This is a genomic window from Burkholderia sp. Bp9099 (genome assembly GCF_003857805.1).
Classification (GTDB): Bacteria; Pseudomonadota; Gammaproteobacteria; order Burkholderiales; family Burkholderiaceae; genus Burkholderia.
The window spans coordinates 108172-121491 of sequence record NZ_QTPU01000012.1 but is presented as its reverse complement, the minus strand read 5'-3'; the positions used below and the strand labels follow the sequence as shown (position 1 = coordinate 121491).

The following is a 13320-nucleotide window of genomic DNA, read 5'->3' as shown; positions in this document are numbered from 1 at the left end:
GCAATGACTACGCAATGGGAAGTCGTCATCGGTCTCGAGACGCACGCGCAACTGTCGACCGTCTCGAAGATTTTCTCGGGCGCGTCGACGCAGTTCGGCGCGGAGCCGAACACGCAGGCTTGCCCGGTCGACCTGGCGCTGCCGGGCGTGCTGCCGGTGCTGAACCGCGGCGCGGTCGAGCGCGCGATCCGCTTCGGCCTCGCGATCGGCTCGACCATCGCGCCGCGCAGCATCTTCGCGCGCAAGAATTACTTCTACCCCGATCTGCCGAAGGGCTATCAGATCAGCCAGTACGAGATTCCGGTCGTGCAGGGCGGCCAGATCACGATCCAGGTGCCCGCCAACGAAAAGGCCGGCAAGGAAGCGTACGAGAAGACCGTCAACCTGACCCGCGCGCACCTCGAGGAAGATGCGGGCAAGTCGCTGCATGAAGACTTCGCCGGGATGACCGGGATCGACCTGAACCGCGCGGGCACGCCGCTGCTCGAGATCGTCACCGAGCCGGAAATGCGCAGCGCGGCCGAGGCCGTCGCGTATGCGAAGGCGCTGCACGCGCTCGTCGTGTGGCTCGGCATCTGCGACGGCAACATGCAGGAAGGCTCGTTCCGCTGCGACGCGAACGTGTCGGTGCGCCCGGTCGGCCAGGAAAAGTTCGGCACGCGTGCCGAGATCAAGAACCTGAACTCGTTCCGGTTCCTTGAAGAGGCGATCAACTACGAAGTGCGCCGCCAGATCGAGCTGATCGAGGACGGCGGCGAAGTCGTGCAGGAAACGCGCCTCTACGATCCGGACAAGCGCGAGACGCGTTCGATGCGCAGCAAGGAAGACGCGCACGACTACCGCTACTTCCCCGACCCCGACCTGATGCCGCTCGTGATCGGCCGTGACTGGGTCGAGCGCGTGCAGGCCGGCATGCCCGAGCTGCCGGCCGCGATGCAGCAGCGCTTCGTCGAGCAGTACGGCGTGTCCGCGTACGACGCGGGCGTGCTGACGTCGAGCAAGGCGATGGCCGCCTACTTCGAGGCGGTGGTCGCGAAGGCCGGCGCGGCGAACGCGAAGATCGCCGCGAACTGGCTGATGGGCGACGTGTCGTCGCAGCTGAACCGCGACGGCATCGAGATCGACGCGATTCCCGTGTCGGCCGCGCAGCTTGCGCTGGTGCTGCAGCGCATCGCCGACGGCACGATCTCGAACAAGATCGCGAAGGAAATCTTCGCGACGATCTGGGACGAGAAGGCGACCGACGAAGGCGCGGCCGACCGCATCATCGACGCGAAGGGCCTGAAGCAGATTTCCGACACCGGCGCGCTGGAAGCGATCATCGACGAGGTGCTGGCGGCGAACGCGAAGTCGGTCGAGGAGTTCCGCGCCGGCAAGGAAAAGGCGTTCAACGCGCTGATCGGCCAAGCGATGAAGGCGACCAAGGGCAAGGCCAATCCGCAGCAGGTCAACGAGCTGCTGAAGAAGAAACTCGGCTGAGCATGGCCGCGCGCCTGAACCGCGCCTGACCACGGGCCGCCGCCGAACCTGTTCGGGGCGGCCCGTCGTTTTGGTGCATGCGTTATCGTGTGCGCGTGTGCATCGCACCGTCCAACGGAGGAACGAATGGCGAAACAACCGTCGCTCGACGATTTCCGCGTGCCGTACAGCACGCGCGAGAAGGAAGCTGCCGCATTCAAGCTCGATGCGTTCGATCCGGCCGCGAAGCCGTTTTCGTCGGGGTCGAAGGACGCCGACCGCGAACGGCTGTCGGCCGTATCGACCGAGCTCGACGTCCAGCAGGAGCGCCTGCACACGCAGCAGAAGAAGCGCGTGCTGCTCGTGCTGCAGGGGATGGATACCAGCGGCAAGGACGGCACCGTGCGCGCCGTGTTCCGCGAGGTCGATCCGCTCGGCCTGCGCGTCGTGTCGTTCAAGGCGCCGACGCCGATCGAGGCCGCGCACGACTTCCTCTGGCGCGTGCATGCGCAGGTACCGGCCGCGGGCGAGCTCGCGATCTTCAACCGCAGCCACTACGAAGACGTGCTCGTGCCGCGCGTGATCGGCGCGATCGATGACAAGGAATGCGAGCGCCGCTACCGGCAGATCCGCGATTTCGAGACGATGCTGTTCGAGAACGGCACGACGATCGTCAAGTGCTTCCTGCACATCTCGAAGGACGAGCAGCGCGAGCGGCTGCAGGCGCGCATCGACGATCCGACCAAGCACTGGAAGTTCGACATCGCCGATCTCGACGCGCGCAAGCACTGGGAGGCGTACCAGTCGGCGTACCGCGATGCGCTCGCCGCGACGTCGGCCGAGCATGCGCCGTGGTACGTGATCCCGGCGAACTCGAAGACGCACCGCAACGTGATGATCGCCGAGCTGCTGCTGCGCACGATGACCGACATGAAGCTCGAATTCCCGCCGCCGAAGCCGGAACTCGAAGGCGTGAAGATCCGCTAGGCTGCGAACCTGCAACCACATCGAACTGAACTGAACAACGGAACCCGACATGATGCGAGTGATTACCGCCAACCTGAACGGCATCCGCTCCGCCGCGAAGAAGGGCTTCTTCGAATGGCTCGGCGAACAGAATGCCGACTGCGTGTGCGTGCAGGAAATCAAGGTATCGGCCGACGACCTGCCGGCCGAATTCGTCGAGCCGCACGGCTTCAGGAGCTACTTCCATCACGCCGAGAAGAAGGGCTACAGCGGCGCGGGCGTGTACAGCCGCCACGAGCCCGATGACGTGATCATCGGCTTCGGCAGCAGCGAATTCGACTCCGAGGGGCGCTACGTCGAGGCGCGCTACGGCAAGCTGTCGGTCGTGTCGGTGTATGTGCCGTCCGGCTCGAGCGGCGAAGAGCGCCAGCAGGCGAAGTACCGCTTCATGGACGAGTTCATGCCGCACCTCGCCGAGCTGAAGAAGAAGCGCGAGGTGATCCTGTGCGGCGACGTGAACATCGTGCACAAGGAAATCGACATCAAGAACTGGAAGAGCAACCAGAAGAATTCGGGCTGCCTGCCGGAAGAGCGCGCGTGGCTCACGCAGCTGTTCGACGATGTCGGCTACGTCGACGTGTTCCGCACGCTCGATCCGCGCCCCGAGCAGTACACGTGGTGGAGCAATCGCGGCCAGGCGTACGCGAAGAACGTCGGGTGGCGGATCGATTACCAGATCGCGACGCCGGGCGTGGCCGGCACCGCGAAGCGCACGTCGATCTTCAAGGACATCAAGTTCAGCGATCACGCGCCGCTGACGGTCGATTACGACTACAAGAAGTGAGCGTCGGCGCGACGCGCTGCGCGTCGCCGTCGAGTCGTCCGGTCGCCGGACGCAAAACGGGGCCGCATGTCGAACATGCGGCCCCGTTTCGTTTGGTGCGTCGCTTACTGCTTGATCGACGCCATGTCGATCACGAACCGGTACTTCACGTCGCTCTTCAGCATCCGCTCGTAAGCGGCATTGATCTGCTGCATCGGAATCGTTTCGATATCCGACGTAATGCCGTGCTCCGCGCAGAAGTCGAGCATTTCCTGCGTTTCCGCGATCCCGCCGATCAGCGAGCCCGCGAGGCGGCGGCGCTTGAAGATCAGGTTGAACACCTGCGGCGACGGATGGTCGTGCTCCGGCGCGCCGACGAGCGTCATCGTGCCGTCGCGCTTCAGCAGGTGCAGGAACGGATTCAGGTCGTGCTGCGCGGCGACCGTGTTCAGGATGAAGTCGAAGCTGTTCAGGTGCGCGTTCATCTGCGCTTCGTCCTTCGAGATCACGACCTCATGCGCGCCGAGACGCTTGCCGTCCTCGATCTTCGACGGCGACGTCGTGAACAGCACGACGTGCGCGCCCATCGCGCGCGCGAGCTTCACGCCCATGTGACCGAGGCCGCCGAGGCCGACGATCCCGACCTTCTTGCCGGGCCCGACGTTCCACTGGCGCAGCGGCGAATAGGTCGTGATCCCCGCGCACAACAGCGGCGCGGCGCCGGCCGGGTCGAGTGTCTCGGGCACGCGCAGCACGAATGCCTCGTCGACGACGAGCTGCGTCGAATAGCCGCCGTACGTGACGTCGCCGGTCACGCGGTCCTGGCCGTTGTAGGTGCCGACGAAGCCGTTCTCGCAATACTGCTCGAGGCCTTCCGCGCAGCTCGGGCAGGTGCGGCACGAATCGACGAGACAGCCGACGCCGACCAGCTCACCGACCTTGAAGCGCGACACTTGCGGGCCGGTCGCGGTCACGCGGCCGACGATTTCATGGCCCGGCACGACCGGGTAGATCGTGTTGCGCCATTCGTTGCGGGCCTGGTGCAGGTCCGAGTGGCAGACGCCGCAGTAGAGCACCTCGATCTGGACGTCGAGGTCGCGCAGCGCGCGGCGCTGGAATTCGAACGGGGCGAGCGGCGAGCGCGCGTCGGTCGCCGCGTAAGCGTAGGTTGTGCTCATGCAGGGGGCTCCTTGTCCGGCAAAAAGTCCGGCGAATCAGACTGCCGCCGCATCATGTGGCGACGCGGCGAGACAGGTGCCCATCGTAAGGAGCGGGCCGCGTCGGCGAAATACACGAAGGTCTCGAAGATTTGCCTATTCCTCTCGAAGTGCACGCGAACGGCCGTCAAAACGCTTTCAAGGTGCTACATTGCGAGCCTGATTCTCTTGCCGGACATGACGACGCCCGTGAGCTTCCAACCCCTTTTCGACGACACGGGCGACCGTGTGCGGCGCCGCATGATCGAGCTGCATGCGCGTCTCGCGCCGAACGAGGGCGATACGCCGGCGGCGCTCGACGGCGTGCGCTTCTTCCGCGTGAACCGCCCCGTGCCGCGCATGCCGGTGCTGTACGAACCGAGCATCATCGTCGTGTGCCAGGGCCGCAAGCTCGGCTATCTCGGCGACCGCTCGTTCGTCTACGACGCGCAGCAGTATCTCGTGCTGTCGGTGCCGCTACCGTTCGAATGCGAGACCTTCGCGAGCATGGACGAGCCGTTTCTCGCGATCTCGATCCGCGTCGATCTCGCGGTGATCGCCGAGCTCGCGATCCTGCTCGACGAGACGCTGGGTGCTTCAGTCAGCGAGCCGCACGGCGTCTATTCGACGCCGCTCGACGCGCCGCTCGCCGACGCGGTGGTGCGGCTGCTCGAAGCGCTCGCGTCGCCGCACGACACGTGCGTGCTCGGGCCGGCGATCATGCGCGAGATCGCATACCGCGTGCTGACGGGGGCGCAGGGCGACGCGATTCGGGCGGCGCTCGTCCAGCAGCATCATTTCGGCCGCATCGCGAAGGCGCTGCGGCGCATCCATGCGGACCTGAAGGCCGATCTCGACGTCGAGACGCTCGCGCGCGAGGCCGGGATGAGCGTTGCGGTGTTCCACGCGCAGTTCAAGCACGTGACGGCGACGTCGCCGATGCAGTATGTGAAGGCCGCGCGCCTGCACCAGGCCCGGTTGATGATGGTGCAGGACGGTCTCGGCGCGGGTGCGGCGTCGGCACGGGTCGGTTATGCGAGCGCGTCGCAGTTCAGCCGCGAGTTCAAGCGGCTGTTCGGCCGCAGCCCGGGAGACGAAGTACGCTGGATGCGCGAAATCGGCAGCCGGCCGGTCGAGTCGGAAGTCGGCGCGTAGCGCCTGGCCTCGTGCGCCGGTGATGCGTGCCGGTGATTCCCGGGGAAGCCGCCGGGTGCGGCGCTCAGCGCCGTACGACCTTGCGCCGCTGCGCGCTGATGCCCGCGTAGTCGGGCAGCGTGTCGACGCGTTTGGCCGTCGCCTTCGCATACAGCGGCATCAGGTCCGGCAGGCGGTTCAGCAGATCCTGCCGCCGCGCGGCGCTGTACGGATGCATGTAGATGAAGCCCGACGTCTTGTTCGCGCGCGTCGCCGCCGCGAGCTTGTCCCACAGCGTGATCGCCGCGCGCGGATCGAAGCCCGCGCGGGCGGCGATGTCGCCGCCGATCACGTCGGCTTCGGTTTCGTCGGTCGGGTCGTAGCGCAGCGTCTGCAGGCGTTCGCCGAGGTTCAGCGCCTGCGGCAACGGATCGCCGACGCCGAACAGCGGCGGCAGCGTGGCGGCGCGCAGCGACGTTTGCGACGTCGCGCTGAAATTGCTGCGCGCGTGTTCGCGCAGCGCATGCGCGATGCCGTGTGCGATCAGCACGCCGAACTCGTCGTCGTTCAGGCGGACGCGATCGAGCAGCCCGCCGTACACGAGCACCTTGCCGCCCGGCAGGCAGGTGATGCGGATGTCGCGCGAGCGGATCACGTTGACGTCCCACGCCCAGCTCTTCACACGATCGTTCCACTTCACCGAATACGGCGCGAGCTTCATGACGATCGCGCGCAGCCGCTTCACGCGCGGCTGGTTCGCGGGCAGCAGGCGGTCGCTGTCGGCGGCGGCCTGGACGATCTGCGCGTATTCGTTCGCGGTGAGTTGTTCGAGCAGCGGCGACGGGATCAGCGTGCGGAACGCGATCGCATTGCCGTAGCGAACCTGCTGCGGCGCCGGCGTATAGGCTTTCGCGGGCACGGCGGCGCCGGTCGGCTGCGCGGCTTCGGCTGCAGGCGGGGGAGCGGATGCAGCCGGTGTGGACGGCGATGCCGGGGCAGCGGGCGCGGAGCCGGCCATGGCCGCAACGGTGTCGGACGCATGAGCGCTTCCCGCCGCGCCAAGCGTCGCGAAGCCGACGCCCAGCGCGGCGGCGACGCGCGCCACGCGATGCAGGCGGTCATTGCGCACGGCTGGCCTCGCCGTTGCGCGCGGTGCCGTTCCACGGCGCGATCTTGAACAGCAGCAGCATGCCGGGGATCGCGAGCGCGGTGCACACGATGAAGTAGTCGAACCAGCCGATCTTCGCGACGATGAAGCCGCTCGCGGCCGATGCGAGGGTGCGCGGCACGGACGCGAGGCTCGTGAACAGCGCGAACTGCGTGGCCGTGTAGCGCGGATCGGTCGTGCTCGCGATATACGCGACGAACGCGGCCATCGTCAGGCCGGTCGTGAAGGTTTCGACGCCGTAGACGATCGCGAGCGCGACCGTCATCGGGCTGAATTGCGGCGTGACCGCGACGCCGAACACGGACAGCGCCGCCGCGATCGCATGGCTCGTCGATACCGTGAAGTCGTACAGCATCGCGAGCACCGGCGAGCCGGGGCCGAGTTGCGCGAGCCATGCGAAGCCGAGCGTCGACACCATCTGCAGCGCGCCGAAGATCCACAGCCCGCGGCCGATCCCGATCTTCACGAGCCAGACGCCGCCGATGATGCCGCCGGCGACGCTCGCGACGAGCGCGGTGGTCTTCGCGACGATGCCGATCTCGGTGCGCGTGAAGCCGATGTCGAGGAAGAACGACGTCGACAGCGTGGTGGCCATCGTGTCGCCGATCTTGAACAGGAAGATGAACGCGATGACGAGCAGCGCGCCGCTCCAGCCGTCGCGCTGGATGAATTCGCGGAACGGCAGCACGATCGCGTCGCGCAGGTTGCGCGGCGGCGCGCCGACGACTTCCGGTTCGCGCACGAGCAGCGTCATCAGGATGCCCGGCAGCATGAACGCGCCGGTGAGCGCGAACACGGCGTCCCATGGCATGTGGTCGGACAGGATCAGCGCGAGCGAGCCGGGGATCAGCGCGGCGAGCTTGTATGCGTTCACGTGCACCGCGTTGCCGAGGCCTTGCTCGGTGTCGCGCAGCAGTTCGCGGCGATAGGCGTCGATCACGATGTCGGAGCTTGCGCCGAAGAACGCGACGAGCGTCGTGAGCGCGGCGACCGTCCAGATCGAGTCGCGCGGCGACACGAAGCCGAGCGCGGCGATCGCGCCGGCGACCAGCACCTGCGTGAGCAGCATCCAGCCGCGCCGGCGGCCCGGCCGCCAGCCGGGCAGGCGCGGGATGTAGCGGTCCATCAGCGGCGCCCACAGGAACTTCCACGTATACGGGAACTGGATCAGCGCGAACAGGCCGATTTCCTTCAGGTTCACGCCCTCGGAGCGCAGCCATGCCTGCACGAGGTAGACGAGCGTGAACAGGGGCAGCCCCGACGTGAAGCCCAGGAACACGCAGATCAGCATGTGCGTGTTCAGATAGGCGCGCCAGCCGGGGTGATCCTCGTGAGCGGTGAGTGCGGGCGCCTCGTGTGGCGTTTTGGACATGGACGGAAACTGGGTAGCGTTGACTGATGGCGGCGGCAGCGCAGGCGGCGGCGCGGGTAGCACAGGAGCGCGGCCGTACGTGCGTGCGGGCCGTCGGCGTCCGTCAACGGCCCCCCGGCTCAGCTGCGCTTGACGCGATAGACAGCAAGACTACCACGCCAGTTCGCTCCCCATCGAATCGGCTGGCCTTCGTGCAGCACGATGCGGTCGAGGATCGTGACGCCGACTTCGGGCGCGAGCGCCTCGAAATCCTTGATCGTCAGCACCCGGACGTTCGGCGTGTTGTGCCACTGGTAAGGCAGCGACTTCGACACCGGCATCCGGCCGCGCAGCACCGACAACCGGTGCGCCCAGTAGCCGAAGTTCGGGAACGACACGATGCATTCGCGTCCGACGCGCGCGGTTTCGCGCAGGATCGCGGCCGTCTGGTGGATCGTCTGAAGGGTTTGCGACAGGATCGCGAAATCGAAGCTGTGATCCTCGAACAGGCGCAGGCCGTCCTCGAGGTTCTGCTGGATCACGTTGATCCCGTTCTTCGCGCTGGCGAGCACGCCCGCGTCGTTCAGTTCGATCCCGTAGCCGGACACGTCGAGTTCTTCCGACAGCAGCGACAGCAGCGAGCCGTCGCCGCAGCCGAGGTCGAGCACGGTCGCGCGCGGTTCGACCCAGCGGGCGATCGCGCGGAAGTCCGCGCGGGCGGACAGGGAATTCAGTGCTTGCTGGTTCATGCCCCCACCTCGATGGCGATTCGTTCGTAATACGCGCGGAGCAGGTTGTGATAGCGCGCGTCGTCGAGCAGGAACGCGTCGTGGCCGTGCGGCGCGTCGATTTCCGCGTAGCTGACCGTGCGCTTGTTGTCGAGCAGCGCCTTCACGATCTCGCGCGAACGCGCCGGCGCGAAGCGCCAGTCGGTCGAGAAGCTCGCGATCAGGTATTTCGCCTGCGTGTGCGCGAGCGCGGCCGTCAGGTTGCCGTCGAACGCCTTCGCCGGATCGAAGTAGTCGAGCGCGCGCGTGATCAGCAGATAGGTGTTCGCGTCGAAGTAGTCGGCGAACTTGTCGCCCTGATAGCGCAGGTACGACTCGACCTCGAACTCCACGTCGAAGCTGAAGTTGTACGCGTCGAGCGCGCCGTCCGCACGGCGCAGCGCACGGCCGAATTTCTCGGCCATGTCGTCGTCGGACAGGTACGTGATGTGGCCGATCATCCGCGCGACGCGCAGGCCGCGCTTCGGCTTCACGCCGTGTGCGTAGTAGTCGCCGCCGTGGAAGTCGGGATCGGACAGGATCGCCGAGCGTGCGACCTCGTTGAACGCGATGTTCTGCGCGGACAGCTTCGGTGTCGACGCGATGTCGATGCAGTGCGCGACGCGCTCCGGATACATCAGGCTCCACGCGAGCGCCTGCATCCCGCCGAGGCTGCCGCCCATCACGGCGGCGAAGCGCTCGATGCCGAATGCGTCGGCGACGCGCGCCTGCGCGTGCACCCAGTCCTCGACGGTGACGACGGGGAAGCGCGCGCCGTACGGCTTGCCGGTCGACGGATCGATGCTCATCGGGCCGGTCGAGCCGAAACACGACCCGAGATTGTTCACGCCGATCACGAAGAAGCGGTTGGTGTCGAGCGGCTTGCCGGGGCCGACCATGTTGTCCCACCAGCCGGTGCTGCGCGGATCGTCCGCGTAGACGCCGGCGACGTGGTGCGACGCGTTGAGCGCGTGGCAGACGAGCACCGCGTTCGAGCGCGCGGCGTTGAGCTCGCCGTACGTCTCGACGACGAGCTGATAGTTGCCGATCACGCTGCCGCTTTGCAAGCGCAGCGGTTCGGCGAAGTGCATGGTCTGTGGAGCGACGATGCCGATCGATTCCATTCGTTCCGCCTTATGCCATATGACTGGGCGGCTAAATGGTGTCGGCGAGGCGCGGAGTCGAAGGTGCGCGGCTGACGACCTCTTTAGCCGCATTTGTAGTGAACCGCCGGGGAACGACGCATCGACGCGTCAAGGCCCCGGCCGGTTCGCGCGCCCGCAATCGAGTCAGCAAATCGGCGCGCTTCCGGCCTGCCGCCAAGGGGGCGGCAAGTCGGCAAAGTATAGCGGAATTCCGCCGGAGGCGGATTGCATCGGGGCGTGCGGCCCGCTGGCCCGTTACCAGCAGCGGTACTTTGCCGTGAATTGCCCCGTGGCCACCGAGTAGTCGGACAGGTTGCCTTCCGCGCGGAGGCTGGCCGATATCGAGAAGCGCTGGCTCACTTGTCCGGTCGTGCCGAGTCGGATGGAAGCGCGCGTCACTGCAGAATCAGCCGCAAATGCGCATCGGCCTGTTCCCCGGGCGGCTTCTGGAACCCGCCTTTGGCAAAGCGATGCCACCGGCCGATCACATAGCTGACGAGCAGGCTTGCGCGCGCGGCGGGATCGTAATCGGCCGGCAGCACGAACGGCGCCGCGCCGTCGGGCGCCTGGGATTCGGTGCGCGCGACCCGCAGGCACTGCTTGACGGTCGCCTCGATCCGGTCGAGCAGCTGGTTCACGCGCTCGGTGAGCCGCTCGTCCTCGCCGACCAGCGCCTCGCCGGTCAGCACGCGCGTCATGCCGGGGTTCTTCGCGGCGAAATTGAGCATCGTCAGCGCGATCGTGCGTGCCTGCAGCACGCCGTTCGGCTCCTTCGCGACGATCTGGTTGACGAGGCCGAACAGCGCCTGCTCGATGAACTCGATCAGCCCTTCGTACATCTTCGCCTTGCTGGAGAAGTGCCGGTACAGCGCGGCTTCCGACACGTCGAGCCGGGCCGCGAGCGAGGCCGTCGTGATTTTTTCGGGCTTCGGCGCCTCCAGCATCGCGGCGAGCGTCTGCAGGATCATCACGCGCCGCTCGCCCGGCTTCGGGCGCGGGCGGGACGGCGTGGCCTGGTCTTCCGTTACGGCTTGGTCCTGCGGGTAAGTCGGCTGCATTTTTGTCGCCCCGATCGTGTGCCCAGTCGCAGCGATTTTAACGAACGAATGCGCTGGTCGACATAATGCGGCCGGCCGATGTTCGGCAGATGACCCGGAAGGTGGCCCGTGATCCATACGGTGCCGATGCCGAGGCGCTTGTAGCGCTTCAGGTGGCTGCGGGTATCCTCGACGAGGATCGCGTCGGCGAGCCGCGCGTGCGCGGCGCGCAGCGTGCGGCGCAGCATCGTGTGATCGGGCTTTGCGCGCCACGCACGCCGGTCTCGCATGTGCTCGATCGCGATCACGCGCTCGAACAGGCGTTCGATGCGCAGCTCGCGCAGCACCGCGCGCGCGTAGTTCTCGGGCGCGTTGGTCAGCACGAACTTGCGGCCCGGCAGCGCGGCGATGATGCGCGCAAGGCCGCGCTCGGCGCGCAGCATCGCGGGCAGGTCGGAAAACGTGTGCACGACCCGCAGGAAGTCGTTCGGATCGATCGGATGGTGGCGCGTGAGGCCGAGGAGCGCGGCGCCGTAGCGCTGCGTGTAGCCGGTGCGCAGGCGATCGGCTTCGACGCGCCCGACGTGGAGCGTGTCGATGATGTATTGCGTCATCGCGCGGTTGATCTCCGGGAAGATCGCGTGCGATGCGTGGTGAAGCGTGTTGTCGAGATCGAACAGCCAGACAGGCGAGCCGGCGCGCGGCCGGCTGCGGGAGATGCGCCGGCGTCGCAGCGACGCCGGCAGGTCGGGGCGGGTGGTCTTGCGGCGCGCGCTCAATGCGAGCGGATCATCGTGCCGAACGGCTGCTCGGTCAGGATTTCCAGCAGCACCGAGTGCTCGATGCGGCCGTCGACGATGTGCACCGACTTCACGCCGCTCTTCGCCGCGTCGAGCGCCGACGAGATCTTCGGCAGCATGCCGCCCGAGATCGTGCCGTCCTCGAACAGCGCGTCGATCTCGCGCGCCGACAGGTCGGTCAGCAGGTTGCCGTCCTTGTCCATCACGCCGGGGATGTTGGTCATCATCAGCAGCTTCTCGGCGTTCAGCACCGTGGCGAGCTTGCCCGCGACCAGATCGGCGTTGATGTTGTATGAGAGGCCGTCCTCGCCGAAGCCGATCGGCGAGATCACCGGGATGAATGCGTCGTCCTGCAGCGCCTTCACGACCGCCGGGTTGATCGCCTCGACTTCGCCGACCTGGCCGATGTCGATGTACTGGCCCGGATTGTCGCGGTCCGGCATCAGCAGCTTGCGAGCATGGATCAGGCCGCCGTCCTTGCCCGTCAGGCCCACCGCATGGCCGCCGAAGTGGTTGATCAGCATCACGATGTCCTGCTGGACTTCGCCGCCCAGCACCCATTCGACGACTTCCATCGTTTCTTCGTCGGTGACGCGCATGCCCTGGATGAAGGTGCCGGCCTTGCCGATCTTCTTCAGCGCATGATCGATCTGCGGGCCGCCGCCGTGGACGATCACCGGATTGATGCCGACCAGTTTCAGCAGGATCACGTCGCGCGCGAAACCCTGCTTGAGCCGCTCTTCCGTCATCGCGTTGCCGCCGTATTTGATCACCACGGTCTTGCCGTGGTAGCGGCGGATGTACGGCAGCGCCTCGGCGAGGATTTCTGCCTTCAGCGTGGGGGCGATCTGCGAGAGGTCGATGGGCTCGGACATGGCGGCGGCTCTGGCTGGGAACGGTTGAAACAGGGCGAATTGTACAGGAGTGGCGCAGCGCAGCATCGGGTTTTTGGGCTGGCCGGACGGCCGATCGCGCGGGCCCGGCGCCACGCGCGGCGGCCCGTCGGCCATGGCGCCGGACCCTGCGCCGGACCCTGCGCCGAACCCCACGCCGAACCCCACGCCGAACCCTGCGCCGACCCCCGCGCCGGCGGCGCGAGCGGGGCGACGTGCGCCGCGTGCGGCGCGGTGTCGGCGGCACGCATCGGCCGGACGGCAGACGTGCAAAATCCGTGCGCCGCGCTATGCTTGTCGCGTAGGGCGACGTGCATGCCCGCTTTCACGCTTGAGCCATGACCGATTCCGCCGCCGCCGCCCGTTCGACCCCGCGCCGAGCGCGTTGCCCGCACTGCGGGCGCGGCTTCGACTGCGGCGCCGGCACGCAGCCGTTCGAGTGCTGGTGTGCATCGATGCCGGCCCTGCCCGGCGGCGCGCCGTCGGCAGCCGGTACGCGTTGCCGCTGTCCGGAGTGCCTCGCCGACGAGATCGCGCAACGCATGACCGGTGCGGCCGGCTGACGGTTGCCGGCCCGTGCAA

13 protein-coding genes are annotated in these 13320 nt (G+C 67.1%); 5 read left to right on the top strand and 8 right to left on the bottom strand.

Annotated elements, in window-relative coordinates:
* The first annotated feature begins 3 nt into the window (after nt 1-3).
* From gatB to DIE17_RS15790, 3 genes are all read left to right on the top strand, one after another.
* Nucleotides 4-1479, top strand: a complete 1476-nt coding sequence (gatB, locus tag DIE17_RS15800) for an Asp-tRNA(Asn)/Glu-tRNA(Gln) amidotransferase subunit GatB (protein ID WP_044847823.1) — start codon at nt 4-6, stop codon at nt 1477-1479.
* Between the two features lie 126 nt (nt 1480-1605).
* The gene (locus DIE17_RS15795) at nt 1606-2445 is read left to right on the top strand and encodes a polyphosphate kinase 2 family protein (protein ID WP_124486698.1); all 840 of its coding nucleotides are present in this window, start codon (nt 1606-1608) and stop codon (nt 2443-2445) included.
* Between the two features lie 49 nt (nt 2446-2494).
* On the top strand, nt 2495-3268 hold the full coding sequence (locus DIE17_RS15790) for an exodeoxyribonuclease III (protein ID WP_044847825.1): 774 nt from the start codon (nt 2495-2497) through the stop codon (nt 3266-3268).
* Between the two features lie 104 nt (nt 3269-3372).
* Here DIE17_RS15790 and DIE17_RS15785 read toward each other — a convergent pair whose 3' ends face one another.
* Nucleotides 3373-4425, bottom strand: a complete 1053-nt coding sequence (locus DIE17_RS15785; protein ID WP_124520555.1) for an NAD(P)-dependent alcohol dehydrogenase — start codon at nt 4423-4425, stop codon at nt 3373-3375.
* A gap of 228 nt (nt 4426-4653) precedes the next feature.
* On the opposite strand from DIE17_RS15785, the gene DIE17_RS15780 reads away from it, so the two are divergent.
* Nucleotides 4654-5598 carry an AraC family transcriptional regulator gene (locus DIE17_RS15780; protein WP_044847827.1) on the top strand — a complete coding sequence of 315 codons (945 nt, stop codon included), beginning with the start codon at nt 4654-4656 and terminating at the stop codon, nt 5596-5598.
* Between the two features lie 64 nt (nt 5599-5662).
* On the opposite strand, the gene DIE17_RS15775 is transcribed toward DIE17_RS15780, so the two are convergent.
* From DIE17_RS15775 to argB, 7 genes are all read right to left on the bottom strand, one after another.
* Nucleotides 5663-6706 (bottom strand): M48 family metallopeptidase, encoded by a 1044-nt coding sequence (locus DIE17_RS15775; RefSeq protein WP_124520554.1) that lies wholly within the window; start codon nt 6704-6706, stop codon nt 5663-5665.
* The gene (locus DIE17_RS15770) at nt 6696-8117 is read right to left on the bottom strand and encodes an AmpG family muropeptide MFS transporter (protein WP_124486695.1); all 1422 of its coding nucleotides are present in this window, start codon (nt 8115-8117) and stop codon (nt 6696-6698) included. Before DIE17_RS15770 ends, DIE17_RS15775 begins: the two co-directional genes overlap by 11 nt.
* 119 nt (nt 8118-8236) lie before the next feature.
* Nucleotides 8237-8845, bottom strand: coding sequence for a methionine biosynthesis protein MetW (gene metW / locus DIE17_RS15765; RefSeq protein ID WP_044847830.1), 609 nt, complete (start codon nt 8843-8845; stop codon nt 8237-8239).
* Nucleotides 8842-9987 carry a homoserine O-acetyltransferase gene (locus DIE17_RS15760; RefSeq protein WP_044847831.1) on the bottom strand — a complete coding sequence of 382 codons (1146 nt, stop codon included), beginning with the start codon at nt 9985-9987 and terminating at the stop codon, nt 8842-8844. Before DIE17_RS15760 ends, metW begins: the two co-directional genes overlap by 4 nt.
* 416 nt (nt 9988-10403) lie before the next feature.
* Nucleotides 10404-11066, bottom strand: a complete 663-nt coding sequence (gene slmA, locus DIE17_RS15750) for a nucleoid occlusion factor SlmA (protein WP_124486693.1) — start codon at nt 11064-11066, stop codon at nt 10404-10406.
* Nucleotides 11033-11824, bottom strand: coding sequence for an HAD-IA family hydrolase (locus DIE17_RS15745; protein ID WP_124486692.1), 792 nt, complete (start codon nt 11822-11824; stop codon nt 11033-11035). The genes slmA and DIE17_RS15745 overlap by 34 nt, the downstream gene beginning before the upstream one ends.
* The gene (gene argB, locus DIE17_RS15740) at nt 11821-12720 is read right to left on the bottom strand and encodes an acetylglutamate kinase (protein ID WP_006490510.1); all 900 of its coding nucleotides are present in this window, start codon (nt 12718-12720) and stop codon (nt 11821-11823) included. The genes DIE17_RS15745 and argB overlap by 4 nt, the downstream gene beginning before the upstream one ends.
* Before the next feature lie 356 nt (nt 12721-13076).
* Between argB and DIE17_RS15730 the strand changes: the two genes are divergently transcribed.
* Nucleotides 13077-13301 (top strand): cysteine-rich CWC family protein, encoded by a 225-nt coding sequence (locus DIE17_RS15730; RefSeq protein WP_124486691.1) that lies wholly within the window; start codon nt 13077-13079, stop codon nt 13299-13301.
* The last annotated feature ends 19 nt before the right edge of the window (nt 13302-13320 follow it).

What these genes read in the sequence shown, in the direction of transcription:
- DIE17_RS15730 (WP_124486691.1), top strand. Translation starts at nt 13,077, where the DNA reads ATGACCGATTCCGCCGCCGCCGCCCGTTCGACCCCGCGCCGAGCGCGT.
- gatB (WP_044847823.1), top strand. Translation starts at nt 4, where the DNA reads ATGACTACGCAATGGGAAGTCGTCATCGGTCTCGAGACGCACGCGCAA.
- slmA (WP_124486693.1), bottom strand. Translation starts at nt 11,066, where the DNA reads ATGCAGCCGACTTACCCGCAGGACCAAGCCGTAACGGAAGACCAGGCC.
- argB (WP_006490510.1), bottom strand. Translation starts at nt 12,720, where the DNA reads ATGTCCGAGCCCATCGACCTCTCGCAGATCGCCCCCACGCTGAAGGCA.
- DIE17_RS15790 (WP_044847825.1), top strand. Translation starts at nt 2,495, where the DNA reads ATGATGCGAGTGATTACCGCCAACCTGAACGGCATCCGCTCCGCCGCG.
- metW (WP_044847830.1), bottom strand. Translation starts at nt 8,845, where the DNA reads ATGAACCAGCAAGCACTGAATTCCCTGTCCGCCCGCGCGGACTTCCGC.
- DIE17_RS15795 (WP_124486698.1), top strand. Translation starts at nt 1,606, where the DNA reads ATGGCGAAACAACCGTCGCTCGACGATTTCCGCGTGCCGTACAGCACG.
- DIE17_RS15760 (WP_044847831.1), bottom strand. Translation starts at nt 9,987, where the DNA reads ATGGAATCGATCGGCATCGTCGCTCCACAGACCATGCACTTCGCCGAA.
- DIE17_RS15785 (WP_124520555.1), bottom strand. Translation starts at nt 4,425, where the DNA reads ATGAGCACAACCTACGCTTACGCGGCGACCGACGCGCGCTCGCCGCTC.
- DIE17_RS15770 (WP_124486695.1), bottom strand. Translation starts at nt 8,117, where the DNA reads ATGTCCAAAACGCCACACGAGGCGCCCGCACTCACCGCTCACGAGGAT.